This is a genomic window from Nitratireductor sp. WH36-1 (assembly GCF_058725515.1).
In genome coordinates, this window is record NZ_CM178970.1 from 2,608,484 (window position 1) to 2,632,812 (window position 24,329).

The following is a 24,329-nucleotide window of genomic DNA, read 5'->3' on the forward strand; positions in this document are numbered from 1 at the left end:
CGCTTTCGTTCCGTTTACTGCGCGGCAGCTGCTGCCGCTTCCCGTGCCATGTCGGCCGACAGGGAGACATTATTCACAAGCGCTTCGACCGAAACCGCCGTCGCATCGAGGAGCGGTGCCGGGTAGACACCGAAGAAGATCACCAGAACCACAAGCGGGTAGAGGATGAGCTTCTCACGCGCGGAGAGGTCGAGCATGCCCTTCAGGCTTTCCTTGGTGAGCGAGCCGAAGACCACGCGGCGATAGAGCCACAGTGCATAGGCTGCCGACAGGATCACGCCGGTCGTGGCGAAGAAAGCCACCCAGGTGTTGACCTTGAACACCGACAGAAGCGTCAGGAACTCGCCGACAAACCCGCTGGTGCCCGGCAGGCCCACATTGGCCATGGTGAAGATCATGAACACCGTGGCGTATTTGGGCATGTTGTTCACGAGGCCGCCATAGGCCGCGATCTCGCGGGTGTGCATGCGGTCATAGATGACGCCGACACACAGGAAGAGCGCGCCCGAGACCAGACCATGCGAGAGCATCTGGAAGATCGCGCCCTGCACGCCCTGCTCGTTCATGGCGAAGATACCCATGGTGACGAAGCCCATATGGGCGACCGACGAGTAGGCGATCAGCTTCTTGATGTCCTCCTGCATCAGCGCCACCAGCGACGTGTAGACGATGGCGATGACGGACAGCGCGAACACCAGAGGCGCAAGATCGATGGAGGCGACCGGGAACATGGGCAGCGAGAAACGCAGGAAACCGTAGCCGCCCATTTTCAGGAGAATGCCCGCCAGAATGACCGAGCCCGCCGTCGGCGCTTCAACGTGCGCATCGGGCAACCAGGTGTGAACCGGCCACATCGGCATCTTCACCGCGAAGGATGCGAAGAAGGCGAACCATAGCCAATATTGCATCCCCGACGGGAAGACGTGCGTGAGCAGCGTCGGAATGTCGGTCGTGCCGGCTTCCCAGTACATCGCCATCATGGCGATCAGCATCAGAACCGATCCCAGAAGCGTGTAAAGGAAGAACTTGAAGCTGGCATAGACGCGACGCTTGCCGCCCCACACGCCGATGATGATGAACATCGGAATGAGGCCCGCCTCGAAGAAGACGTAGAAGAGCACGATGTCGAGGGCGCAGAACACGCCGATCATGAGCGTTTCCAGGATCAGGAACGCGATCATGTATTCCTTGACGCGGTGCTCGACCGAATTCCAGCTCGCCAGGATACACAGCGGCATGAGGAAGGTCGTGAGGATGACGAACAGCATCGAAATGCCGTCGACACCCATGTGATAGGCAATGCCGGAACCGATCCACTCGCGCTTCTCGACCATCTGGAAGCTTGGCGTCGACGGATCGAAGCCAGCCCAGATGAAGAGCGACAGGACGAAGGTGAAGACCGTCGTCAAAAGCGCAACATTGCGAATGTTCCGGCGCGCACCTGCGCCATCCTCCCGGATAAGGAGGATCAAAAGCGCACCCACCAGCGGCAGGAAGGTGACCGTGGAAAGAATTGGCCAGTCGGTCATGGCTTAGAACGTGCCTCCGAGCATCATCCAGGTAACGAGGGCCGCAACGCCGATGAGCATGGCGAAGGCGTAGTGATAGAGATAGCCGCTCTGCAGCTTGACGATCCGGTTGGTCACATCGACCACCCGGGCCGAAATTCCGTCCGGGCCGAGGCCGTCGATGACGGCGCCGTCGCCCTTCTTCCAGAGGAAGCGGCCAAGGCGCATCGCCGGGCGAACGAACAGGAAGTCATAAAGCTCGTCGAAGTACCACTTGTTCAGCAGGAATGCGTAGAGACCGCTGAACTGCTTGGCGAGCCGCTTCGGACGCTCGGGCGAACGGATGTAGTAGACCCAGGCGACGTAGAGGCCGAGAAGCATGGCGACGAACGGAGCAAGCTTCACCCAGACCGGAACATGGTGGAACTCTTCCAGCATGTGGTTGCCCGGCAGCGTGAACAGAGCGCCCTTCCAGAACTGGTCATAGGCATCGCCGATGAAGAAGCCCTTGAAGGCAACGCCTGCGAACAGGGCACCAACGGCCAGGATGAACAACGGCACCAGCATGACCAGCGGCGATTCATGAACATGGCTCATGACATCGGCGGAAGCGCGCGGTTTGCCATGGAAGGTCATGAAGATCAGACGCCAGGAATAGAAGCTGGTGAACACGGCTGCGATGGTGAGCATGACGAAGGCGAACATCGCGAAGTAGTTCTGGCCCGCGAACGCACCTTCGATGATGGCGTCCTTGGAGAAGAAGCCTGCCGTGCCGATGACCGTCATCGGGATGCCCACGCCGGTCAGCGCGATCGTGCCGATGATCATCATCCAGTAGGTCTGCGGGATCAGCTTGCGAAGGCCGCCCATCTTGCGCATGTCCTGCTCGTCGGAAACGGCGTGGATGACCGAACCGGAACCAAGGAACAGCAGAGCCTTGAAGAAGGCGTGCGTGAACAGATGGAAGATGGCCGCGCTATAGAAGCCCGTGCCGAGCGCCACGAACATGTAGCCGAGCTGCGAACAGGTCGAATAGGCGATCACGCGCTTGATGTCGTTCTGCACCAGACCGACGGTCGCGGCGAAGAAGGCCGTGAACGCGCCGACGAAGGTGACCACGGTGAGCGCGGTGTGCGACAGTTCGAAGACCGGCGACAGGCGCGCAACCATGAAGACACCGGCGGTGACCATGGTGGCGGCGTGAATGAGTGCGGAAACCGGCGTCGGGCCTTCCATGGCGTCCGGCAGCCAGGTGTGCAGCGGCACCTGCGCCGACTTGCCCATGGCGCCCATGAACAGAAGAAGACACACGGCCGTCAGCGCCCCGCCCTTGTCGAGCGCGTAGCCGAGGAAGGTCAGGACAGGTTCGCCCGCTTCTGCGCCTTCAGCCGGCAGATAGGTCGCGGCGTTGGCGAAGATGGTGCTGAAATTGACCGAGCCGAACAGCATGTAGATGCCGAAGATGCCGAGCAGGAAGCCGAAGTCACCAACGCGGTTGACGACGAAGGCCTTCATGGCGGCGGCATTGGCCGAGGGCTTCTTGAACCAGAAACCGATCAGCAGATACGAGGCAAGACCAACGCCTTCCCAGCCGAAGAACATCTGCACCAGATTGTCGGAGGTCACCAGCATGAGCATGGCGAAGGTGAACAGCGACAGATAGGCGAAGAAGCGCGGCCGATGCGGGTCGTGATGCATGTAGCCGATCGAGTAGATGTGCACCAGCGCCGACACCGTGTTGACCACGATGAGCATGACGGCGGTGAGCGTGTCCACGCGGATCGCCCAGGACACATCCAGATTGCCCGAGGTGATGAAGGAGAGAAGCGGGACGGTGAACGCCTCGCCGCTGCCCAGAGCCACCGAGAAGAAGGCCACCCAGGACAGAAGCGCGGTGATTACCATCAGGCCGCTTGTGATCAGCTCGGAAGCCTTCGCGCCGATGGAGCGGCCGAACAGCCCGGCGATCAGAAAGCCGATAAGCGGGAGAAATACGATCGCTTGATACATGGCCGTATGCTCAGCCCTTCATCATGTTGATGTCTTCGACGGCAATGGTGCCGCGGTTGCGGAAGAAGACGACGAGAATGGCAAGGCCGATCGCGGCTTCCGCCGCCGCGACGGTGAGAACGAAAAGCGCGAAAACCTGGCCGACCAGATCTCCAAGAACCGAGGAGAAGGCGACGAAGTTCAGGTTGACCGCAAGCAGGATGAGCTCGACCGACATCAGGATGATGATGACGTTCTTCCGGTTGAGGAAGATGCCGAACACGCCGAGCGTGAACAGGATCGCCGAGACGGTCAGATAGTGTGCAATGCCGATTTCCAGCATGATCAGATTCCCTCGCCCGTTTCGACTTTCTTGATCTCGATCGCCGTCTCAGGGGTGCGCGCCACCTGGGCAGTGATGTCCTGCCGCTTGACGTTTTCCTTGTGGCGCAACGTGAGCACGATGGCGCCGATCATGGCGACCAGCAGCACCATGCCGGCGATCTGGAAGTAGTGGATGTAATCCGTGTAGAGGATGTCGCCGAGCGCTGCCGTGTTGTGGCGCACATCGATCGGCGGCGTCGGCTGGGCGACCTCGCCTGCGATCTCCGGCGCGAATGCATAACCGCCGAGAACGACGATCAGCTCCGCAGCCAGGATGATGCCCACCAGCGCGCCGACCGGAGCATATTGCAGCGCACCGCGCTTCAGCTCCGCGAAGTCCACATCCAGCATCATGACGACGAACAGGAACAGCACGGCAACCGCGCCGACATAGACGACCAGCATGATGAAGGCCAGAAATTCAGCGCCCGTAAGAAGGAAGAGACCGGCCGAGTTGAAGAACGCGACGATCAGATAGAGCACCGAATGCACGGGATTGCGCGCGGAAATGACCATAAAGGCCGCCGCCACGGTTAGGAAGGCGAACAGATAAAAGAAAATCGCCTCAAGTCCTGTCAGCATGGTTCCCTCGGTACCTAGCTAGCCTGCCGAAGCATAACGCCCGGCTTCTGCGATCCGCCCGGCCAGGCCGAGCGTCAAATTAGCGTGTTCCTAGACTGCAAGCCGGCTTGCGTGAAGCCGGCTGCCGCCTGCGAATTAGTCTCGATGCCCCGATCCGAATGCGGATCGCCTCGAGCGGGGCAGCTGTAGACGGGCGCCCTGCCCCCGTCCACGGGTCAAACCGTCACCGGTATGGTGCGTCCAGCGCGATGTTGCGCGCCAGCTCTCTCTCCCACCGGTCGCCATTGGCGAGCAGCTTGTCCTTGTCGTAGTAAAGCTCTTCGCGCGTTTCCGTCGCGAATTCGAAGTTCGGCCCCTCGACGATGGCGTCGACCGGACAGGCCTCCTGACAGAAGCCGCAATAGATGCACTTCACCATGTCGATGTCGTAGCGCACCGTGCGGCGGGTGCCGTCATTGCGGCGCGGACCGGCCTCGATGGTGATGGCCTGAGCCGGGCAGATGGCCTCGCACAGCTTGCACGCGATGCAGCGCTCTTCACCATTGGGATAGCGGCGCAGCGCATGTTCGCCACGGAAGCGCGGGCTCACCGGACCTTTTTCATGCGGGTAGTTCAACGTGTATTTGGGCGCGAAGAACTGGCGCATGGACAGGATGACAGCCCCGACGAACTCTTTGAGAAGCAGCGATTTCGCGGCCTGAGCAAGCGCAGTCATCGTTTTTCTCCGAAACGCGTTTCAGAATGGGTGATGGCCATGATCATGCCATCCCCGTGAATTTCAGGAAGGCCGCGGTTGCGACAACCATGAACAGCGACAGCGGCAGGAACACTTTCCAGCCAAGGCGCATGAGCTGGTCGTAGCGGTAGCGCGGGACAAAGGCCTTCACCAGCGAGAACATGAAGAACACGAGGCAGACCTTGAGGACGAACCAGATGACGCCCGGCACCCAGGTGAAGGGAGCGAAGTCGAACGGCGGCAGCCAGCCACCCAGGAACAGGATGGTGGTGAGCGCGCACATCAGGACGATGGCCACATACTCGCCGAGGAAGAAGAGCAGGAACGGCGTCGAGGAGTACTCGATCATGTGACCGGCCACGAGCTCCGATTCCGCTTCGACCAGATCGAAGGGCGGACGGTTCGTCTCGGCAAGAGCGGAGATGAAGAACACGATGAACATCGGGAACAGCACGAGCCAGTTCCAGTCGAGGAACGAGTTCGGCAGGCCGACCATGGTGCCAAGACCGGTGCCCTGCGACAGGACGATGTCCGTCAGGTTGAGCGAGCCGACGGTGAGCAGGACGGTGACCATAACGAAGCCGATGGAGACTTCGTAGGAGACCATCTGCGCCGCCGAGCGCAGCGCGCCGAGGAACGGATATTTCGAGTTCGAGGCCCAGCCGCCCATGATCACGCCGTAAACCTCGAGCGAGGCGATGGCGAAGACATAGAGAATGCCGATGTTGACGTCGGCAATCGCCCAGCCTTCCGCGACCGGGATCACCGCCCAGGCCGAGATGGCGAGCACGGAAGCCACCATCGGCGCGAGCAGGAAGACGCCCTTGTTGGCGCCGGACGGAATGACCGGCTCCTTGAAGACGAACTTGAAGAGGTCGGCGAACGCCTGGAACAGGCCCCACGGACCGACCACGTTCGGACCGCGACGACGCTGAACGGCCGCCCAGATCTTACGGTCGGCGTAGAGGATATAGGCGACGAAAACCAGCAGGATGACGATCATCGCCACCGACTGCAGAAGGATCAGAAGCCCCGGAAGGACGTAGGTTGAAAAGAAGGTATCCATTCGTCTCTACTCGGCCGCCTGTTTCAGTTCGCCACGCGCCAGCGCCGAACATTCGGCCATGACGGCCGACGCGCGGGCAATCGGATTGGTCAGATAGAAGTCCTTCACCGGCGAGGTGAAGGGAGCCTTGGTCAGACGCCCGCCAAGCCTGGCGAGCTTCTCGATAGCAGCCGGATCGGCCGGAGCGACCGTGTCGATGGCTGCGAAATGCGGGAATTCGGCATAAAGCGCGGCGCGCAGGGCAGCCAGCGAGTCGAACGGAAGCCTGTGGCCAAGCACATCGGACAGCGCCCGAAGAATGGCCCAGTCTTCCTTTGCCTCGCCCGGTGCGAAACCGGCGCGGTTGCCCATCTGCACCCGGCCCTCGGTGTTCACATAGGTGCCGGACTTCTCCGTATAGGTGGCTGCCGGCAGGATGACATCGGCGCGGTGTGCGCCGGCGTCACCATGGGTGCCGATGTAAACGGTGAAGGCGTCGCCGATGGCGTTCATGTCGATTTCGTCGGCACCGAGCAGGAAGAGCACGTCAAGTGCGCCCATCATGCCGTTCACGTCCTTACCGCCCTTCTCCGGCACGAAGCCGAGATCGAGGCCGCCGACGCGGGCTGCCGCCGTGTGCAGAACGGCAAAACCGTTCCACTCGTCGGACACGGCATTGACGGAACCGGCGAGCTTGGCTGCGAGACCGAGAATGGCTGTGCCGTCGGTGCGGGCCAGAGCCCCCTGCCCGACCACGATCATCGGCCGCTTTGCCTTCTTCAGAACGGAAGCGAACTTGCCCTTGCCGTCCACCAGCTCCTGCAGCGTGTCCGCTCCAGTGCCGAGCATGTCGTAATCGTAACGCAGGTCGCCCATCTCGCCGATCACGCCGACCGGGAAATCGCCCATGCGCCAGCGCTTGCGGATGCGGGCATTGAGAACCGAAGCCTCGAAGCGCGGATTGGCACCGACGATCAGAAGCGCGTCAGCATCCTCGATGCCTTCGATGGTCGGGTTGAACACATAGCCTGCACGGCCAAGCGCCGGATCGAGTGCTGCGCCATCCTGACGGCAATCGTAGTTCGGGGAACCGAGCGACTGCATCAGCGCCTTGAGCGCGTACATTTCCTCTACGGCTGCCAGATCGCCGGCAATCGCGCCGATCCTGTCGGACGTCGTTGCGGAAACGGCCCTGGCGATGGCGTCGAACGCCTCGCCCCAGGAGGCCGGCTGCAGACGGTTGTCCTTGCGCACATAGGGGCGGTCGAGGCGCTGCGTGCGCAGGCCGTCCCAGATGAAGCGCGACTTGTCGGAGATCCACTCCTCGTTCACCGCCTCATTGATGCGCGGCATGACGCGCATGACTTCACGGCCACGCGTGTCGACGCGGATGGCCGAGCCTACCGCATCCATCACGTCGATGGACTGGGTCTTGTTCAGCTCCCACGGACGCGCCTGGAAGGCGTAGGGCTTGGAGGTCAGCGCGCCGACCGGGCAAAGGTCGATCACGTTGCCCTGCAGCTCGGACGTCATCGCGTGCTCGAGATAGGTGGTGATCTCGGCATCCTCGCCGCGGCCGATCAGGCCAAGCTCGGAAATGCCGGCCACTTCGGTGGTAAAGCGAACGCAGCGCGTGCAGTGAATGCAGCGCGTCATGATCGTCTTCACGAGCGGTCCGATATATTTGTCTTCGACGGCGCGCTTGTTTTCCTTGTAGCGCGAAGAATCCACGCCAAAGGCCATCGCCTGGTCCTGCAGATCGCACTCGCCGCCCTGATCGCAGATCGGGCAATCGAGCGGATGGTTGATGAGCAGGAACTCCATCACGCCTTCGCGGGCCTTCTTGACCATCGGCGTGTTGGTGAACACTTCCGGCGGCTCGCCATTCGGGCCGGGACGCAGATCGCGCACGCCCATGGCGCAGGATGCGGCCGGCTTGGGCGGTCCGCCCTTCACTTCCACCAGACACATACGGCAGTTGCCGGCGATCGACAGACGCTCATGAAAACAGAAACGCGGCACCTCCGCGCCCGCCTCTTCGGCGGCCTGCAGCAGCGTGTAGTGATCGGGAACCTCGATCTCCGTGCCGTCGACTTTCAATTTTGCCATGGTCGCTGTCCGCTTGCCTCTCGCCCCTTCCGGAGCAAAATCTTCACTCTTATTCCGCTGCCACCAGTGCCGGCTGCACCTGATGACCATTGCGGGTGAATTCGTCGATACGCCGCTCGATTTCCGGGCGGAAATGACGCACGAGACCCTGGATCGGCCATGCAGCCGCATCGCCAAGGGCGCAGATCGTGTGTCCTTCCACCTGCTTCGTCACGTCGAGCAGCATGTCGATTTCGTGTTTCTGGGCCTGGCCAACGACCAGACGCTCCATCACGCGCCACATCCAGCCGGTGCCTTCACGGCACGGCGTGCACTGGCCGCAGCTCTCGTGCTTGTAGAAGTAGGAAAGCCGCGCAATCGCCTTCACGATGTCAGTGGACTTGTCCATGACGATCACGGCGGCGGTGCCCAGACCAGATTTCAACTCGCGCAGGCTGTCGAAGTCCATCGGCGTGTCAATGATCTCGTGCGCCGGCACCAGCGGCACCGAAGAACCGCCCGGAATGACTGCGAGGAGATTGTCCCAGCCGCCGCGAATGCCGCCGCAATGGCGTTCGATCAGCTCGCGGAACGGGATCGACATCTCTTCTTCCACCGTGCACGGCGTGTTCACGTGACCGGAGATGCAGAAGAGCTTCGTGCCCTTGTTGTTCTCGCGCCCGAAGGAGGAGAACCAGGACGCGCCGCGGCGCAGAATGGTCGGCGCAACGGCGATGGATTCGACGTTGTTCACGGTCGTCGGGCAGCCATAGAGACCGACATTGGCCGGGAATGGCGGCTTGAGACGCGGCTGGCCCTTCTTGCCTTCAAGGCTTTCGAGCAGCGCGGTTTCCTCACCGCAGATATAAGCGCCGGCGCCGTGATGAACGAAGACGTCCATGTCCCAGCCGCACTTGTTGTTCTTGCCCAGAAGGCCCGCGTCGTAGCACTCGGCGATGGCGCGCTCGAGCGCCTCGCGCTCACGCACGAATTCGCCACGCACATAGATGTATGCGGTGTGCGCGCCCATGGCGAAGCCGGCGATCAGGCAGCCCTCGATCAGCGTGTGCGGATCGTGGCGCATGATGTCGCGGTCTTTACAGGTGCCCGGCTCCGACTCGTCGGCATTGACGACGAGGTAATGCGGACGGTCGCCCGGCTCTTTCGGCATGAACGACCATTTGAGACCGGTCGGGAAGCCGGCGCCACCGCGCCCGCGCAGGCCCGAAGCCTTCATCTCGTTGATGATCCAGTCGCGGCCCTTGTCGACCAGTCCCTTCGTGTTGTCCCAGAGGCCGCGCGACTGCGCGCCCTTCAGCGAACGGTCGAACTGGCCGTAGATATTGGTAAAGATGCGGTCCTTGTCAGCGAGCATGGCTTCGTCCCTCACCTCGGCTTCTTGCCGAAGACCTTGATGTATTCGGCTTCGCCGCCCTTGGCGAGCGCCTTGGCCTGCTTGACCCAGTCGTCGCGCTCAATGCGGCCATGGAAACTCAGATATCCGTCAACCCACTCGCGCTCGGCCTTCTTCCACTTTGCGACCTGCGCAAAGGTGAAAATGCCGATCTCGTGCAGAATGCCTTCGATCTTCGGACCGACGCCGGAAATCAGCTTCAGATCGTCCGTTTCAGCCGGACGCTCAATGCCTTCGGGGCGGTTCTTGTCTTCAAGGCTCGGCTTCGCGGCCTTCTGCGGCGCGCTCTTGGCGGTTGCAGAGGTCGCACCATTGTCGGCCTTGACCGGCGACGGCGATTTGATGGCCGGATCGGTCACGGTTGCAGACGTGTCGGGCTTGGCTGCCTGAGACGGCGGAACCTTCGTCCCGGTGGCGGCTGCCCTGGAAGAGGAAGCCTTCGCCTTGCCGGTGACGGCCTTCTCGTCGGTCAGCGCGGTCAGACCGCCAGCCGCACCGGAGAAGATGCGGTCGATCTGCGGACCGGGTTCGATCGTGTCGCCCTTGCCTGCCTCGAATGCATCGATGATCTCTTCGAGACGCTGCGGCGTCAGATCCTCATAGGTGTCCTTGAAGATCATGACCATCGGTGCATTGACGCATGCGCCCTGGCACTCGACTTCTTCCCACGACAGCGTGCCTTCCTCATTGAGGTGGAACGGCTCGGGATTGATCTTCTTCTTGCACAGCTCGATGAGCTCGCCCGAACCACGCAGCATGCACGGCGTGGTGCCGCAGACCTGGATGTGGGCGCGCGTGCCAACGGGCGCGAGCTGGAACTGGGTGTAGAAGGTCGCCACTTCCAGAACACGGATCAGCGGCATGTCCAGCATTTCTGCCACATGCTCGATGGCTGCGCGCGTGACCCAGCCTTCCTGCTCCTGCGCCAGCATGAGCAGCGGGATCACCGCCGACTGCTTGCGGTCCTGCGGGTATTTGCCCAGCCAGCGCTTCACCTCCCCGCTCATGGCGGAGGAGAATGCGAAGCTTTCGGGCTGGACGGCTTCGTCTGCGAGACGGCGGACTGACATTTATCTGTCTACCTCACCAAACACGATGTCGAGGGAGCCAAGAACGGCGGCGACGTCGGCCAGAAGATGGCCGCGGCACAGGAAATCCATGGCCTGGAGATGAGCAAAGCCCGGTGCGCGCAGCTTGCAGCGATAGGGCTTGTTGGAGCCGTCGGAGACCAGATAGACGCCGAACTCGCCCTTGGGCGCTTCCACAGCCGCGTAAACCTCGCCCGCGGGGACGTGGTAGCCTTCGGTGTAGAGCTTGAAGTGATGGATCAGCGCTTCCATCGACCGCTTCATCTCGCCCCGCTTGGGCGGGACGACCTTGCCGTCGGTGTTGGAAACCGGGCCGACACGCTCCTTGCCAAGAAGACGATCAACGCACTGGCGCATGATCTTCGCCGACTGGCGCATCTCTTCCATACGGATGAGATAGCGGTCGTAGCAGTCGCCGTTCTTGCCGATCGGAATGTCGAATTCCATCTCCGGATAGCACTCATAGGGCTGGCTCTTGCGCAGATCCCATGCAGCGCCCGAACCACGCACCATGACGCCCGAGAAGCCCCAGGCCCATGCCTCTTCCAGCGTCACGACGCCGATGTCGACGTTACGCTGCTTGAAGATGCGGTTGCCGGTCAGAAGGCTGTCGAGATCGTCCAGCGTCTTGTGGAACGGATCGATCCACTTGCCGATGTCCTCGACCAGCTGGTCGGGAATGTCCTGATGAACGCCGCCGGGACGGAAATAGGCTGCGTGCATGCGCGCGCCACAGGCCCGCTCATAGAACACCATCAGCTTTTCGCGTTCCTCAAAGCCCCACAGCGGCGGGGTGAGCGCGCCCACGTCCATCGCCTGCGTGGTGACGTTCAGGAGGTGGTTCAGAATACGGCCGATCTCGGAATAGAGAACGCGGATAAGCTGTCCGCGGATCGGCACCTGAATGTCGAGCAGACGCTCGATCGCCAGGGCATAGGCATGCTCCTGGTTCATCGGCGCGACGTAATCGAGACGGTCCAGATAGGGCACGGCCTGCAGATAGGTCTTGTGCTCCATCAGCTTTTCGGTGCCGCGGTGCAGCAGACCGATATGCGGATCGACTCGTTCCACCACCTCGCCGTCGAGTTCCAGCACCAGACGCAGAACGCCGTGGGCCGCCGGATGCTGCGGGCCGAAGTTGATGTTGAAATTGCGGACGGAGTGCTCAGTCATCTGGCGCTGCCCAACCTCTAGTCTTTCGCCTTCTCATCACCGGGCAGGACGTAATCCGTCCCTTCCCACGGCGAGAGGAAATCGAAATTGCGGAATTCCTGCCTCAGATTGACGGGCTCGTAGACGACGCGCTTCAGCTCGTCATCATAGCGGACCTCGACAAAGCCGGTCAGCGGGAAGTCCTTGCGGAGCGGATGTCCTTCGAAACCGTAATCGGTCAGAAGGCGGCGCAGGTCCGGATGGCCGGTAAACAGCACGCCGTACATGTCGTAGGTTTCACGCTCATACCAGTCGGCGGCGGGAAACACTTCCACGACCGAAGGCACCGGCGTGTCCTCATCCGTCGACACCTTGACGCGAACGCGCTGGTTCTGGCGCGGCGACAGGAGGTGGTAGACCACCTCGAACCGCTTCTCGCGCGCCGGATAATCCGCGCCTGCAATGTCGATGAAGGCGAAGAACTGGCACTGCACGTCGTTCTTCAGAAAGTTGAGCACATCGACGATGTCACCCGGCTCGACCAGGAAGGTCAGCTCGCCATAGGCGACGACCGCATCCTGAATCTGGGCGTCGAGCTTTTCCGTGACGTATGCCGCCAGGTCCTTCAGCGCTTCGCTCATGCTCGCCTCTAACGTTCGATCGTGCCGGTGCGACGGATCTTCTTCTGGAGAAGAAGGATGCCGTAAAGCAGCGCTTCCGCCGTGGGCGGGCAGCCGGGCACATAGATATCGACAGGCACGACGCGATCGCAGCCGCGCACCACCGAATAGGAATAGTGATAGTAGCCGCCGCCATTGGCGCACGAGCCCATGGAGATGACGTAACGCGGCTCCGGCATCTGGTCGTAGACCTTGCGGAGCGCAGGCGCCATCTTGTTGGTCAGCGTGCCGGCGACGATCATCACGTCGGACTGGCGCGGTGAAGCGCGCGGCGCGATGCCGAAACGCTCTGCATCGTAGCGCGGCATGGAGATGTGCATCATCTCGACGGCGCAGCAGGCCAGACCGAAGGTCATCCACATGAGCGAGCCGGTGCGCGCCCAGGTGATCAGCGCTTCCGACGACGTGACGATGAAGCCCTTGTCGGAAAGCTCGTTGTTGAGGCCCGTGTAAAACGGATCGTCCGCGCCGACCGGATTACCGGTGCGGGGGTCGATCAGCCCCTTGGGCTGGGGCGCCACGAGCGTGCCGTTGTTCAATCCCATTCCAGCGCTCCCTTCTTCCATTCGTAGATGAAGCCGATGGTCAGAACACCGAGGAACACCATCATAGACCAGAAGCCAAGCCAGCCGATTTCGCCGAACGCCACCGCCCACGGGAAGAGGAACGCGACTTCCAGATCGAAGATGATGAACAGAATCGCCACCAGATAGAAGCGCACGTCGAATTTCATGCGCGCGTCGTCGAATGCGTTGAAGCCGCACTCATAGGCCGACAGCTTCTCCGGATCCGGGTTGCGGTAGGCCACCAGGAACGGGGCAACCACAAGCGCAATTGCGACGACGAGGGCGACGCCGATGAAAATAACGATAGGTAGGTATGAACTCAGAAGCTCATTCATGGTCCGACTTTCCGTTGCCCGCCGCGGGCGAGGCTGCGTATCAAAGGCCCGTAACCGGGGTTTGTGCGCCGCTAGCCGAGGCAGCAAGGCTAGGCTCATGTTGCAACGCGGCGAGGGTTAGCGCAGGGCGCTTGGCGAAGCAAGTCAAACATTGGCGAGAATGCGGCATTGTCTAAAGCATTTCCGCCGTTTTTCGCCTGCCCCACACGGTTTCGCCGCGTTTCATGAGCGGACTTAACGCATAAAATCGGTGTGTAAAGAGTTACCTCCGCCCTGTCATCGTCCTGTCAGGAGAGGTTGCGGCTGCGAAGCCTGTCGGGTGGCGCGGCCGGAAACGAAACGCTACGTCTTGTGTATATTGGACACGCGAATTCGGCAAAGCCCATGAGAAAGCAGCGACTCACGCCCGCCGAGGTGCGGCGAATTGCCCTCGGAGCCCAGGGGTTTTCCACTGCTGCGCCGGCAAACGGTGTGGAGAGGCAGCATCTAAGGCGCACGCTTGCACGAACCGGCCTTCTGCAGATCGACTCGGTGAATGTCGTCGCGCGCGCCCATCTGATGCCGCTTTATGCGCGACTCGGCCCCTACCCCGTCGAACTTCTGGAGCGCGCCCAGTCCAGAAAGCCGCGCATGCTCTTTGAATACTGGGCGCATGAAGCTTCCCTCCTCCCTGTGGAGACACAGCCCCTGATGCGCTGGCGCATGGAGCGCGCGGCGCGCGGCCAGGGTGTCTACAAGGGGCTCGTGCGTTTCGCCCGTGAAGAACACACCTTCATTGAGCATGTATATGAGCGCGTCGCAGACGAAGGCCCGATTGCCGCCTCGGCTTTCGGCGGCGACCGGGGCGATGGCGGCTGGTGGGGCTGGAGCAAGACCAAGAAGGCGCTGGAATGGCTGTTCTGGTGCGGCCGCATCACCACGCATTCACGCCGCCCGAGCTTCGAGAGACTCTACGATCTGCCCGGGCGCGTGCTGCCGCAGAGCGTGCTCGACACGCCCACACCAGGCGAAGACGATGCGCAGCGCGCGCTGGTGGAGATTGCCGCACGTGCACTGGGTGTCGCCACCGAACCGGACCTGCGCGACTATTTTCGCCTGAAGCCGACCGACTCGCAGGCCCGCGTTGCAGAACTGGTGGAGGCCGGCGCGCTGCTGCCGGTCGAGATTGCGGGCTGGCGCAACACGGCCTATCTGCACCGGGACGCAAAGCTCCCGCGTCGCATCGACAGGCCCGCCCTGCTCTCGCCCTTCGATCCCGTGGTCTGGGAGCGCGACCGCGCCGAACGCATCTTCGGCTTCCGCTACCGCATCGAGATCTACACGCCGGCCCACAAGCGCGTGCATGGATATTACGTGCTGCCGTTTCTCATGGGCGACCGTATCGTCGCCCGCGTCGACCTGAAGGCCGACCGCGCAAAACGCACGCTTCTGGTTCAGTCGGCCCATGCCGAAACGCATGCGCCGGCAGAAACGGCGGAGGTCTTGTCTTGTGAACTAAGGCGGTTCGCCAACTGGCTGGAACTGGAGAGCGTTTCCATCATGGAGCGAGGTGATCTTGCCTCTGCTCTCATCGCGTACAAAAAGGCGGCCTGACGCCACGGAATTTGCTTAGCCGGAATGGCTTCAGAAAACAAAAAATGCAACTTCTGGCTCTCTTACTGTCAGATCCCGGCTCATTTTTTTGTTTTTTTTCGCAGAGGTTTATAGGCGGCAGAAACAAAAACCGCCCTTTATGCGACATTTGTTCAAAACCACTGATTGGTATCTTTTTTCAATCCTTGGATGAAGCCGACAAACCCGCCTGCGCCTTGCAAACCACCGCAAAACCGCCCCTCCGGGCGCCAAGAATTATCTCTCAATCATTACTTGCATAACCTTGAGTTGTCCTGTAGGTTGTTGAAATATATTTATCCAGGGTTGATTTAATTTTTTAGTTAAACTCTAGATTGCATCTGGCTATACTACAAGTTTATAGTCCACTTTATTCTTTGTTTAATTTTGCTCCTGAATCCTGATGCCGGGCTTGGGAGTATTGGAATGACAAAAAGAATTATCAGAAAATTTCTGGACCGATCGGACGGCACGGCAGCTCTCGAATTCGCGATCATCGCACCTGTGTTTTTCCTGACGGTCTTCTCGATGATCGCCTATGGGATCTATCTGAGCGCATCGCACTCCGTGCAACAGGTGAGCGCCGACGCGGCGCGAGCGGCGGTTGCCGGTCTTTCCCAGACCGAGCGGCAGACAATCGCACGCGACTTCATTGAGCAGTCGATGATGGACCACCCGTTCATCAATGCCGAGAAGTTCAACATCGATGTCGCTGACGATGCCGGTAATCCAAACCAGTTTACGGTAACCGTCAAATACGACGCCAGCGATCTGCCGATCTGGTCGCTCTATTCATATGCGATGCCGGACAAGGAGATTGTCGGTTTCTCGACCATCCGGCTCGGAGGCCTCTGAGATGCGGGCGCTGCTTCCCCTCGCCCGCCGCTTTGTGAGAGACACCAGGGCCAATGTCGCGACGCTGTTCGCGCTCTTCCTGCCGATCATGATCGGCTGCCTGGCGCTTGCAGTGGATTATGGCAATCTCACGCTTCAGGACCGCAAGCTGCAAAAGGCGGCGGACCTTGCCTCCATCGTGGCGGCGGCAGACATCGTCAACGCGGAAGAAGCGGTGGCGAAGTTCTTCGCACTCAACAACCACAACATTGCAGTCGAGACCGAAGACGGCCTCCTGCTTGATGAGCGATATCTGACGGAAGAAGAGTATATCGACCAGCAAAAGCGCGGCGTCGCCAGGCTTGTGCGCGGCCGCTACTATCCCGACCCGTCAATTGCCGCAAATCTGCGCTTTGTGGAGATGGAGACGTCGCCCGACGCCGCCAAGGTGACGATCCGGAAGGAAGGCAACATCTATTTCGGGTCTCTGTTCACCGATGCGCCCGAGCTCTCCGCCGTTGGAACGGCCTCGTCGGAGAAACTGGCAGGCTTCTCGGTCGGCTCCCGCCTTGCCAGCCTGAACGGAGGCATTCTCAACAGCCTTCTTGGCGGCCTTCTGGGCACAACGATCTCACTCAAGGCGATGGACTATGAAGCGCTGCTCGACGCGGATGTCGATGTGCTCGCCTTCATGCAGACACTGGCGACAAGGCTGGACCTGACCGCCCTCACCTATGACGAGATCCTGGCAACGGATCTGACGCTGCCGCAGCTCCTGTCCACGATCCGACTGACAAGCGGCGTTCCGCCCACGGTGCAGACCGTGCTCAAGACGCTTGAGACAGCCACGTCCAAAAACTCCGAAACGATCCGGCTGGACCGCATCCTCAATCTCGACGCCAAGAATGCCCTGACACTGGCGACCGATGCGCCATGGGACATGAAGATCGGCGTTCTGGAGATCATCACGGCGGCAGCGGCACTCGCCAATGGCGAAAACCAGATTGCCGTCGACACGGGGCTCAGCCTGCCGCCACTGACGAATCTTTCCGTCAGCCTGGCGATCGGCGAGCCGCCGGTGGGTACGCCAAGCCACGCGCTCGGTCCTATCGGAACCGCCGTAAGAACGGCGCAGACCCGGCTGAAGGTCTCGTTTGAACTCGACATCAACCTGATCGTCCTGCGCACCAAGCTTCGCGTGCCGCTTTATGTGGAAGTCGCCCATGCCGAGGCGCGGCTTGCCGACATTCAGTGCAGCCCCTCCTCGCCCAACAGCGGCAGCGTCACCATCGACGCCATGCCGGGCGTTCTGGAAGTGGCGCTTGGCGAGGTGGATGACAGCGTTCTGTCGACATTCTCGGAGGAAGCGCGCGTGACCCCGGCCAAGATGATCGATGTCGACGGGCTGCTCTCCATCTCGCTCGAAGGCATGGCCCATATCGAGGGACAGAACCTGCGCCCGTCGCGGCTTCGGTTTTCCGATTCCGACATTCATCAGGCGCGTGTGAAGAGTGTGTCCACGCGCAACCTTCTGGGCTCGGTGACCGGCTCGCTGCTCGAAAACCTGGAACTCGAGGCAAAGGTTCTGGGCGGCTCGCTGCTGGGCGGCACGCTCCTGAACGGCCCTCTGGTGCAGGGAACCGTGAAAACGCTTCTGGCGGGCCTGACAGCCCCCATCGACGAACTTCTCTACAATGTGCTGGCGCTTGCCGGCGTGAAAATCGGCGAAGCCGATGTTCGGGTCACCGGTGTCAGCTGCGAACGGCCGGTCCTAGTTCAGTAATTACCCAAGCAGACCGTCCAAAACTGCCCCGCAACCAGCGTTGCGGGGCTTTTTTTATTGAGCTTCACGCTGGCTTGCGGAAGTGCCGCACCAATGCCATCTGGACGCCGACGGGCGCCGGTGCCACCTTCCAGACAATCGAGTGCAGTTTCGCAGAAAGAACAGACCATGAGCAGCGGCATCCATCACATCACGCTGATAACCCGCAAGGTGCAGGCCAATGTGGATTTCTATGCCGGTTTTCTGGGGCTGCGGCTGGTCAAGCAGACGGCGGGTTTCGAGGATGCCGAGCAGTTGCACCTGTTCTATGGCGACGCGGCCGGCACGCCGGGCTCGCTCGTTACTTTTCTTGTCTGGGAAGACGGTGCGCCGGGCCGCGCAGGCTATGGCCAGATCGGTGAGTTCGCACTCGCCATTCAACCGGAGAGTATCGGCTTCTGGCTGACGCGCGCGCTCGCCGCCGGCCTCAGGCCGGAGGGGCCGCGCAACGAGCTGGGCGAACCCGTGCTGCGGCTGAAGGATCCAGACGGGATCATCATCAAACTCGTGGGCGTTGCCGGACTGCGCCATGCAGCCCCCTGGGCGGCTGACGGCATTCCGCCGGAACATGCAGTCGGCAATCTGCGCAGCGCGACGCTCTTCACCGAGGAGCAGGATCTGACCCGCGCCTTCTTCACCACGCATTTCGGCTATCGGCCCGGAATGAGCGACGGTGCCATCGAACGCCTTGTCTCCGACACGGGCGACGCGCTTGATCTGCGCAATGTGCAGGGTTTCTGGTCAAGCGCGCCGGGCGCCGGCACGGTCGACCACATCGCCCTTCGCGCAACTTCCGAACAGGTGCTGGAAGCGACCGGGGCGAGCCTCAGGCGCAGCAATGCGACACCCACCACGATCCATGATCGCAAATATTTCACCTCGCTTTATGCCCGCGAGCCCGGCGGCGTTCTCGTCGAGATGGCAACCGATGCGCCGGGAATGGGCGTGGATGAGCCGCAGGAGACGCTGGGAAGCACGCTTTTCATTCCGCAGGCCCCGGCCGGGGATGAAGATGCCTTCCGCGTGGTGCTGCCGCAATTCGCGATGCCCGGCGAACCACGCGTGATCTATCGCGAGCTTCCATTCGTGCACCGTTTCTACACGCCAGAAACGCCCGATGGCGGGCACATCGTGCTTCTGCATGGGTCCGGCGGCACGGAGACCAGCCTGATGCCGCTTGCCGCACGCACGGCCCCGCACGCCACGCTTCTGGGGGTGCGCGGGCGGGCCACCGAGGAAGGTGCAGCGCGCTGGTTCCGCCGCCTGCCGCAGATGCGCTTCGATCAGGCCGACATTCGCTCCGAGGCGGAAGCCTTTGAAGCCTTCTGCGAAGGCGCTGCCGCCGCCTATGGGGTCAAAGCCTCCAACACGGTGCATATGGGCTATTCCAACGGAGCGAATTTTCTGGCCGCCTTCATGCGGCTTCACCCGGGCTGGGTGCGCAAAGCAGTGCTCATCCGTCCGATGGACGTACTGGAGGAATCACCAGAGGCCGATCTTACGGGCGTTGAGGTGTTGATGGTCGTCGGTGCGGAAGACCGCCTGACCCGGCAGCCGCAGGCCCTGTGCGACACGCTCAGCGCCGCCGGCGCGACGGTGACCGTGGAAACGGTGGCGGCTGGCCACTTCCTGACCGAGGCAGACGACCCGGTGGTTCAGTCCTGGCTGGAGACCCATACCCCATGACCGTTGAGACCGCAGACGCCCGAAACAGCCCCGGACCGGCCATTGCCACCATCTGCCTTGGCGTGCTTTGCCTTGTGTTCAACGACGCCATGGCGAAATGGCTTACCGCGCATTATGGCCCGCTGCACATCGTGTTCTGGCGCAACATTCTGGCCGTGCCGATGATCGCCGCCTTCATCATCGCCACGCAGGGCCTGCCGGCGATCCGTACGCGGCATCTGGCCGTTCACGCGGCCCGTGGTTTCGTGATGGTGCTTGGAAGCTACGCTTTCTTTCGCGGCCTCGCCACGCTGCCGCTGGCCGAAGCCACATCGCTGGTCTTTGCCGCCCCGATCTTCATCACCGCGCTCTCGGTGCCGCTTCTGCGTGAACATGTGGGCTGGCGGCGCTGGCTGGCCGTGTGCGTCGGCTTTGCCGGTGTTCTGGTGATTGTGCGACCGGGGGCGGAAGCCTTCCAGCCAGCCTCGCTGTTCATCGTCGGCACGGCCTTCTGCTACGCGCTGTTCATGATCAGCGCGCGCTGGGTCGGACGCGAGGAGAATGTCTGGACGATGATGTTCTATGTGGCGCTGTTTCCGCTCATCTACGCCACGCCCGTGGTGGCGATGGAGTGGCAGCCGCTTGCGCTTGATCACCTGCCGCTTTTCCTCGGCATGGCGGTGTTCGGCTCCATCGGCATAACGCTGATCGGCCATGCGTTCCGCCTCGCCCCTGCCGCCATCGTCGCGCCCTTCGATTACACCGCGCTTCTTTGGGCAAGCCTGCTGGGCTGGCTGGTCTGGGGCGAACTGCCCGACGGCTGGACCTATGTGGGCGCGGCCATCATCATTGCCAGCGGCGTCTATATCGTTCTTCGCGAAACCCGTATGGCGCGCAAATAGGCGCGCCGGGCGGGGCTTCTGTCAGATCGCCGTGGCGCGCAGGATGAGCGCCGACATGTCGAACACCACAGAACCATCCGCCTGCCTGAAGGGTGCGAGCGCTGCCTCGCTCTCTTCAAGAAGCCGCTCGAACTGCTGGTCATCGAGCAGACCGCCAAGCGTCCAAACACAGGCGCGTTCCGTTGAAACGAGCGCGCCGATGGATTTGAACCGGACCTGTGCGTTGTGGCGAACCACGGACGCGTCACGCAGACCTGCCTCGTGACACAGGGTTTCGAGCGCGCAGACGTCTCCGAGTGCGAATGGTGCGCGGAAAGCGTCTCCCGTCGCCTTTCCGAACAGACGGTCGAGCAAGCCGGCGAATGTGTCGTAAGCGGGCGAATGCGCCAGCGCATCGCAAACGGCGACAGCCATGCGCCCGCCGGGCCGGAGGACACGCCGCATTTCACGCAGGGCCGCTACACTGTCATCGAAGAACATGAGACCGAACTGGCTCACCACCGCATCGAAGTCGGCATCCGAGAATGGCAGCGCCTCGGCACGGCCTTCCACCCAGACGATCGCCGTCTTCTTGCTGCGGGCCACCGCCAGCATTTCGGGATTGGCGTCGAGCCCGACCACCGCACCGGAAGGCCCCGTGCGGGACGCGGCAGCCAGCGTCAGCGCGCCCGTGCCGCAGGCGACATCAAGAACGCGGTCTCCGCCCTGAATGCCTGCCTCTCCGGCGACAATCGGCCCCCATTGGGCAAACAGAGCCGGCACAAACCGCTCATCATAGATCCGTGCGGGTGATTTTTCCCGGTCGAGCAGGGTCATGGAGAGCCTCCTTTCAGGCGCTTCGCATCCAGCCATTTGGCCGATCAGCCTGTGCGAGGGTATTCTGGGCCCATGGCGCAAGCCCATGACCGCACGTCTGCAATGCTTGCCGGATCGTCCAGAACCGGGCGTCGGCAGGGAGAACTGCGCGCCGGTGTCGGGACACCGCTTCTCTGCACCCAAAGCGGAACCGACCCGCTCTCTGATGTTCTGCGCGCGGTGAGGCTGACGGGGGCGGTGTTTCACCGCGTGGAAGCAAGCTTTCCATGGGGCGTGGAGATACCCGACAGCACGCTCTACAGACCCATCATTCTGCCGCAGGCGCAGCACGTGATTTCCTACCACATCATTCTGGAGGGCAACGGCTTTGTCTGCATGCCCGGCAGCGAACCGGTGCGGTTTGAGGCCGGGGACATTCTGCTTCTGGCCGGCGGAACCCGCTACGCGCTTCTGAGTACGCCCGGGCAGAAGCCGGAATATGACGAACCGGCCACGACGGCGTTTTTCAGGGAATGGATGAACGGGACACTGCCCTTCGTGACACGGGAGGGTGGCGGCGGCGAAGGCGGAACGGCCTATATATGCGGTTTTCTCGGCTGTGACACACGCCCGTTCAACCCGGTTCTGTGCGCCCTGCCCCCACTGACCAGAATCAAATGGGCCAGAATCAAATGGGCAGGACACGAAGGGGCCGGCCTGCTCGGCCAGTTGATCGAGCTCACACTGGCCGAAAGCGGCCTGCCCGGCCCGGGTGGCGAGGCGATACGCCTGCGCCTGTGCGAACTGATCTTCGTGGAAGTGATGCGCCTTTGCCTGCAGTCACTGCCGGCGCATGAAAAAGGCTGGCTGTCCGGCCTGCGCGATCCGTCGGTCGGCACGGTTCTGGCGCTGCTGCACGCGCAACCCGCAAAGCACTGGACGCTCGACACGCTGGCCGCAGAGGCAGGGATGTCGCGCGCTGCGCTGGCCGCGCGCTTTGCCCATCTCGTGGGTCACGGCCCAATGCACTATCTCGCCCTGTGGCGCATGCAGCTCGCCGCAAACCGTCTTTCAGACAGTTCCTTGAAGGTGGCCGCCATCGGGCGTGACGTTGGCTACGCATCGGAGGCCGCCTTCAGCCGCGCCTTCAAAAAAGCCACGGGACTTTCTCCATCCGCCTGGCGCAATCGATAGGGCCAGCATTGGAGCGAAGCGCTCAAGCGTGTATGATACAGGCTTCCCGCCACACGGCAGGCTATCAACACAAACACCGTGTGGCCCAAGTGGAGGAGATCATGAAACGCCTTGCACTCATTGCCGCGCTCGCCCTTTTCATGCCGGCCAGCGCGCTCGCAAACTCATGCCCGATCCTGATGTCGGAAATCGATGAGGCGATGCAGGTCGCATCGCTGTCGGACGGCGACAGGGCGCGTGTGGAAGAACTGCGCGCACAGGGTCAGGTCCAGCACGAGGCCGGTGACCACGCGGCTTCCATGCAGAGCCTCGGAGAAGCGAAACGCATTCTCGGCCTCTGATGCATGTGACGCCTCTAATGTAAGTGACAACATGATTGTGCGCCGGCTGGAAAGCCGGCCCGGAGCACCGAACGATGCAACACAGGGCGCGGGCCTGCTTCCAAACAACAAAAAAGCGGGCCTGAGCCCGCTTCCTTCGTTCCCGGGACTTTCGTGGGTGCCGGTACCTTCATGGTCACCACACGGTCTTCCGGGTCGAATACAGCAACCGGTCGGGGAACCTCACCACATATCTTGCAGGACGTCCCGCGCCGGCCCGGCTGCCGACCACGCTGATATGGGGAGGCAGCCTGAGCCTTTCAAGCCCGGAAAGAGAATGGCGTCAGCTATTGGGCTGCAATCACCTCTTCCTCGCCCTCTCCTTCAGCATCCGCCTGCTCGCCTTCAGCCTGTTCACCGTCCGGCTGTTCCTGCGCTTCAGCCTCAAGGCTTTCGCGCACCTCGTCGATCTTGCCTTCCGCCTCGCCAACGCCGAGCAGGTCTTTCGCCCAGCTCAGCATTTCGTCGTCGACATAGGCGTCAGCGCCATACTCTTCGACACGGTTGGGATTGGCCGCCGCCAGAAGCGCTTCGGTGAGCGCCTGATCGTCGGTCTCGCCTTCATAGGCGTCGGCCCTGGCCTGCGCTTCATCGAGATCGCCTTCCACCTCCACGAGCGAAGCATAGGCGTCGCTGGCAAGCGCATCCTCAAGTGCTGCGCGCTCGGCCTCGAGCAGTGCGGCGTCCTCCTCGGAAAGCGCTTCTGCATCGACGGCATCGAGTGCATCAAGACGCGCCTCGAGGTCTTCGGTGCCGAGACCCTGATAATCGAACCCGTCATGGGCTTCGATGCCAGCGGTCATCGCCTGAACGGCCTCAGCGGCTGCGGCAGCCCTGGCTTCCAGTTCCTCGATATCGGCCCCGAGCATCTCGGCCTCCGCCGATGCAAGAACTTAGGCCCGGATCGCCGTCATGCGCGGGTCACTGGCGTTCAGATAGGCATGATAGTTGCGGTTCAGCGAATTCAGCCCCGCGAGCTTGGCGTTGAAGTTGCGCGGACGTTCCGGCCGCGCCTGCGGCACCGGTGCGCTTGCCGGCAGAACCTGAGCGGGGCGGTAGGCGCGCGCCGTGCGGGTTTTCTGCTTGGAAGCAGGCCGCGCCGCGCGCTGCGCCTTGCCTGGCGCTTCTCGTTTGCCGCCAAGAGCGTTGCGCGCAGCACCGACGACATTGTCGATGAAACCGCCAATGCCTTTGTTGCCCTGACCGCGCGCGTTCTGGTTTGCGCGTTCCGATCCGCGCCGGACGCCGGAGCGCGCAGCGCCATTGCCGCCGCCATGGGATTTGCCGGCCTGGCTCTTGCCGCTGCCGCCCCCATGCCCGCCCCCATGCCCGCCGCCGTTTCCACCACCATTGCCGCCGCCGTTTCCGCCACCGTTGCCACCGCCATTACCGCCGCCCTTGGCGAGCGCATCGACCGAGAAGGCCGATGGCGACAGGTTGGAGCCGGACAGCATGACAGGGGCGGCCATGAGCGCGGAAGCGCAGGCCAGAGTGATGGCTAAACGGGACAGCATGGCAATCTCCTCGACAGTATCTTCGCCCGGAGGTTAGTCGGCGTT

At 62.0% G+C, this 24,329-nt stretch carries 23 protein-coding genes; 7 read left to right on the plus strand and 16 right to left on the minus strand.

Annotated features, from left to right (window positions below):
* Positions 1–14: 14 nt before the first annotated feature.
* The 13 genes from AC4PTT_RS12310 to AC4PTT_RS12370 all read right to left on the minus strand — a co-directional run bounded on the left by AC4PTT_RS12310 (position 15) and on the right by AC4PTT_RS12370 (position 13,567).
* Positions 15–1,529: an NADH-quinone oxidoreductase subunit M gene (locus tag AC4PTT_RS12310; RefSeq protein WP_206545488.1), complete on the minus strand. Its 1,515-nt coding sequence runs from the start codon at positions 1,527–1,529 to the stop codon at positions 15–17.
* Positions 1,530–1,532: 3 nt separating this feature from the next.
* Complete coding sequence (gene nuoL / locus AC4PTT_RS12315) at positions 1,533–3,518, minus strand: NADH-quinone oxidoreductase subunit L (protein WP_206554529.1); 1,986 nt, start codon at positions 3,516–3,518, stop codon at positions 1,533–1,535.
* 10 nt (positions 3,519–3,528) lie between these two features.
* Positions 3,529–3,837, minus strand: coding sequence for an NADH-quinone oxidoreductase subunit NuoK (gene nuoK, locus AC4PTT_RS12320; RefSeq protein WP_025030250.1), 309 nt, complete (start codon positions 3,835–3,837; stop codon positions 3,529–3,531).
* A 5-nt stretch (positions 3,838–3,842) separates the two neighbouring features.
* Entirely contained in the window at positions 3,843–4,463 is a 621-nt protein-coding gene (locus tag AC4PTT_RS12325; RefSeq protein ID WP_113154957.1) for an NADH-quinone oxidoreductase subunit J, read from the minus strand.
* 223 nt (positions 4,464–4,686) lie between these two features.
* Entirely contained in the window at positions 4,687–5,178 is a 492-nt protein-coding gene (gene nuoI / locus AC4PTT_RS12330) for an NADH-quinone oxidoreductase subunit NuoI (protein ID WP_113154956.1), read from the minus strand.
* 43 nt (positions 5,179–5,221) lie between these two features.
* On the minus strand, positions 5,222–6,265 hold the full coding sequence (nuoH, locus tag AC4PTT_RS12335) for an NADH-quinone oxidoreductase subunit NuoH (protein WP_206549086.1): 1,044 nt from the start codon (positions 6,263–6,265) through the stop codon (positions 5,222–5,224).
* A 6-nt stretch (positions 6,266–6,271) separates the two neighbouring features.
* Entirely contained in the window at positions 6,272–8,353 is a 2,082-nt protein-coding gene (nuoG, locus tag AC4PTT_RS12340; RefSeq protein ID WP_492161269.1) for an NADH-quinone oxidoreductase subunit NuoG, read from the minus strand.
* Between the two features lie 49 nt (positions 8,354–8,402).
* Positions 8,403–9,707, minus strand: coding sequence for an NADH-quinone oxidoreductase subunit NuoF (gene nuoF, locus AC4PTT_RS12345; protein ID WP_113156261.1), 1,305 nt, complete (start codon positions 9,705–9,707; stop codon positions 8,403–8,405).
* 11 nt (positions 9,708–9,718) lie between these two features.
* Entirely contained in the window at positions 9,719–10,816 is a 1,098-nt protein-coding gene (locus tag AC4PTT_RS12350) for an NADH-quinone oxidoreductase subunit E (RefSeq protein WP_206545492.1), read from the minus strand.
* Positions 10,817–12,007 (minus strand): NADH-quinone oxidoreductase subunit D, encoded by a 1,191-nt coding sequence (locus tag AC4PTT_RS12355; protein ID WP_113154952.1) that lies wholly within the window; start codon positions 12,005–12,007, stop codon positions 10,817–10,819.
* Between the two features lie 17 nt (positions 12,008–12,024).
* Positions 12,025–12,627, minus strand: coding sequence for an NADH-quinone oxidoreductase subunit C (locus tag AC4PTT_RS12360; RefSeq protein ID WP_206545493.1), 603 nt, complete (start codon positions 12,625–12,627; stop codon positions 12,025–12,027).
* A gap of 8 nt (positions 12,628–12,635) precedes the next feature.
* Entirely contained in the window at positions 12,636–13,211 is a 576-nt protein-coding gene (locus AC4PTT_RS12365; RefSeq protein WP_113154950.1) for a NuoB/complex I 20 kDa subunit family protein, read from the minus strand.
* On the minus strand, positions 13,202–13,567 hold the full coding sequence (locus AC4PTT_RS12370) for an NADH-quinone oxidoreductase subunit A (RefSeq protein WP_113154949.1): 366 nt from the start codon (positions 13,565–13,567) through the stop codon (positions 13,202–13,204). The genes AC4PTT_RS12365 and AC4PTT_RS12370 overlap by 10 nt, the downstream gene beginning before the upstream one ends.
* A 384-nt stretch (positions 13,568–13,951) precedes the next feature.
* On the opposite strand from AC4PTT_RS12370, the gene AC4PTT_RS12375 reads away from it, so the two are divergent.
* From AC4PTT_RS12375 to AC4PTT_RS12395, 5 genes are all read left to right on the plus strand, one after another.
* A complete protein-coding gene (locus AC4PTT_RS12375) occupies positions 13,952–15,160 on the plus strand; it encodes a winged helix-turn-helix domain-containing protein (RefSeq protein WP_492161270.1) in 1,209 nt (402 codons plus the stop codon).
* Between the two features lie 444 nt (positions 15,161–15,604).
* Positions 15,605–16,033 carry a TadE/TadG family type IV pilus assembly protein gene (locus AC4PTT_RS12380; RefSeq protein ID WP_206545496.1) on the plus strand — a complete coding sequence of 143 codons (429 nt, stop codon included), beginning with the start codon at positions 15,605–15,607 and terminating at the stop codon, positions 16,031–16,033.
* A 1-nt stretch (position 16,034) separates the two neighbouring features.
* Positions 16,035–17,795 (plus strand): pilus assembly protein TadG-related protein, encoded by a 1,761-nt coding sequence (locus AC4PTT_RS12385; RefSeq protein ID WP_492161271.1) that lies wholly within the window; start codon positions 16,035–16,037, stop codon positions 17,793–17,795.
* Between the two features lie 168 nt (positions 17,796–17,963).
* Entirely contained in the window at positions 17,964–19,520 is a 1,557-nt protein-coding gene (locus tag AC4PTT_RS12390; RefSeq protein WP_492161272.1) for a VOC family protein, read from the plus strand.
* On the plus strand, positions 19,517–20,401 hold the full coding sequence (locus tag AC4PTT_RS12395) for a DMT family transporter (protein ID WP_206993517.1): 885 nt from the start codon (positions 19,517–19,519) through the stop codon (positions 20,399–20,401). The genes AC4PTT_RS12390 and AC4PTT_RS12395 overlap by 4 nt, the downstream gene beginning before the upstream one ends.
* Before the next feature lie 21 nt (positions 20,402–20,422).
* Here AC4PTT_RS12395 and AC4PTT_RS12400 read toward each other — a convergent pair whose 3' ends face one another.
* Positions 20,423–21,217: a methyltransferase domain-containing protein gene (locus tag AC4PTT_RS12400; protein WP_492161273.1), complete on the minus strand. Its 795-nt coding sequence runs from the start codon at positions 21,215–21,217 to the stop codon at positions 20,423–20,425.
* 72 nt (positions 21,218–21,289) lie between these two features.
* Here AC4PTT_RS12400 and AC4PTT_RS12405 point away from each other — a divergent pair, with 72 nt between their 5' ends.
* Both AC4PTT_RS12405 and AC4PTT_RS12410 read left to right on the plus strand, forming a co-directional pair.
* Positions 21,290–22,390 carry an AraC family transcriptional regulator gene (locus tag AC4PTT_RS12405; RefSeq protein ID WP_492161274.1) on the plus strand — a complete coding sequence of 367 codons (1,101 nt, stop codon included), beginning with the start codon at positions 21,290–21,292 and terminating at the stop codon, positions 22,388–22,390.
* 101 nt (positions 22,391–22,491) lie between these two features.
* Positions 22,492–22,731 (plus strand): PA2433 domain-containing protein, encoded by a 240-nt coding sequence (locus AC4PTT_RS12410; RefSeq protein ID WP_113154941.1) that lies wholly within the window; start codon positions 22,492–22,494, stop codon positions 22,729–22,731.
* A gap of 326 nt (positions 22,732–23,057) precedes the next feature.
* Here AC4PTT_RS12410 and AC4PTT_RS12415 read toward each other — a convergent pair whose 3' ends face one another.
* Positions 23,058–23,639 carry a hypothetical protein gene (locus AC4PTT_RS12415; RefSeq protein ID WP_492161275.1) on the minus strand — a complete coding sequence of 194 codons (582 nt, stop codon included), beginning with the start codon at positions 23,637–23,639 and terminating at the stop codon, positions 23,058–23,060.
* Positions 23,640–23,663: 24 nt separating this feature from the next.
* Positions 23,664–24,284, minus strand: a complete 621-nt coding sequence (locus AC4PTT_RS12420) for a hypothetical protein (protein ID WP_492161276.1) — start codon at positions 24,282–24,284, stop codon at positions 23,664–23,666.
* Between the last annotated feature and the right edge of the window lie 45 nt (positions 24,285–24,329).

What these genes read in the sequence shown, in the direction of transcription:
- AC4PTT_RS12325 (WP_113154957.1), bottom strand. Translation starts at nt 4,463, where the DNA reads ATGCTGACAGGACTTGAGGCGATTTTCTTTTATCTGTTCGCCTTCCTA.
- AC4PTT_RS12420 (WP_492161276.1), bottom strand. Translation starts at nt 24,284, where the DNA reads ATGCTGTCCCGTTTAGCCATCACTCTGGCCTGCGCTTCCGCGCTCATG.
- AC4PTT_RS12415 (WP_492161275.1), bottom strand. Translation starts at nt 23,639, where the DNA reads ATGCTCGGGGCCGATATCGAGGAACTGGAAGCCAGGGCTGCCGCAGCC.
- AC4PTT_RS12370 (WP_113154949.1), bottom strand. Translation starts at nt 13,567, where the DNA reads ATGAATGAGCTTCTGAGTTCATACCTACCTATCGTTATTTTCATCGGC.
- nuoG (WP_492161269.1), bottom strand. Translation starts at nt 8,353, where the DNA reads ATGGCAAAATTGAAAGTCGACGGCACGGAGATCGAGGTTCCCGATCAC.
- nuoI (WP_113154956.1), bottom strand. Translation starts at nt 5,178, where the DNA reads ATGACTGCGCTTGCTCAGGCCGCGAAATCGCTGCTTCTCAAAGAGTTC.
- AC4PTT_RS12390 (WP_492161272.1), top strand. Translation starts at nt 17,964, where the DNA reads ATGAGCAGCGGCATCCATCACATCACGCTGATAACCCGCAAGGTGCAG.
- AC4PTT_RS12400 (WP_492161273.1), bottom strand. Translation starts at nt 21,217, where the DNA reads ATGACCCTGCTCGACCGGGAAAAATCACCCGCACGGATCTATGATGAG.
- AC4PTT_RS12355 (WP_113154952.1), bottom strand. Translation starts at nt 12,007, where the DNA reads ATGACTGAGCACTCCGTCCGCAATTTCAACATCAACTTCGGCCCGCAG.
- AC4PTT_RS12410 (WP_113154941.1), top strand. Translation starts at nt 22,492, where the DNA reads ATGAAACGCCTTGCACTCATTGCCGCGCTCGCCCTTTTCATGCCGGCC.
- AC4PTT_RS12380 (WP_206545496.1), top strand. Translation starts at nt 15,605, where the DNA reads ATGACAAAAAGAATTATCAGAAAATTTCTGGACCGATCGGACGGCACG.
- AC4PTT_RS12310 (WP_206545488.1), bottom strand. Translation starts at nt 1,529, where the DNA reads ATGACCGACTGGCCAATTCTTTCCACGGTCACCTTCCTGCCGCTGGTG.
- AC4PTT_RS12385 (WP_492161271.1), top strand. Translation starts at nt 16,035, where the DNA reads ATGCGGGCGCTGCTTCCCCTCGCCCGCCGCTTTGTGAGAGACACCAGG.
- AC4PTT_RS12405 (WP_492161274.1), top strand. Translation starts at nt 21,290, where the DNA reads ATGGCGCAAGCCCATGACCGCACGTCTGCAATGCTTGCCGGATCGTCC.
- nuoH (WP_206549086.1), bottom strand. Translation starts at nt 6,265, where the DNA reads ATGGATACCTTCTTTTCAACCTACGTCCTTCCGGGGCTTCTGATCCTT.
- AC4PTT_RS12350 (WP_206545492.1), bottom strand. Translation starts at nt 10,816, where the DNA reads ATGTCAGTCCGCCGTCTCGCAGACGAAGCCGTCCAGCCCGAAAGCTTC.
- nuoL (WP_206554529.1), bottom strand. Translation starts at nt 3,518, where the DNA reads ATGTATCAAGCGATCGTATTTCTCCCGCTTATCGGCTTTCTGATCGCC.
- AC4PTT_RS12365 (WP_113154950.1), bottom strand. Translation starts at nt 13,211, where the DNA reads ATGGGATTGAACAACGGCACGCTCGTGGCGCCCCAGCCCAAGGGGCTG.
- AC4PTT_RS12395 (WP_206993517.1), top strand. Translation starts at nt 19,517, where the DNA reads ATGACCGTTGAGACCGCAGACGCCCGAAACAGCCCCGGACCGGCCATT.
- AC4PTT_RS12360 (WP_206545493.1), bottom strand. Translation starts at nt 12,627, where the DNA reads ATGAGCGAAGCGCTGAAGGACCTGGCGGCATACGTCACGGAAAAGCTC.
- nuoF (WP_113156261.1), bottom strand. Translation starts at nt 9,707, where the DNA reads ATGCTCGCTGACAAGGACCGCATCTTTACCAATATCTACGGCCAGTTC.
- AC4PTT_RS12375 (WP_492161270.1), top strand. Translation starts at nt 13,952, where the DNA reads ATGAGAAAGCAGCGACTCACGCCCGCCGAGGTGCGGCGAATTGCCCTC.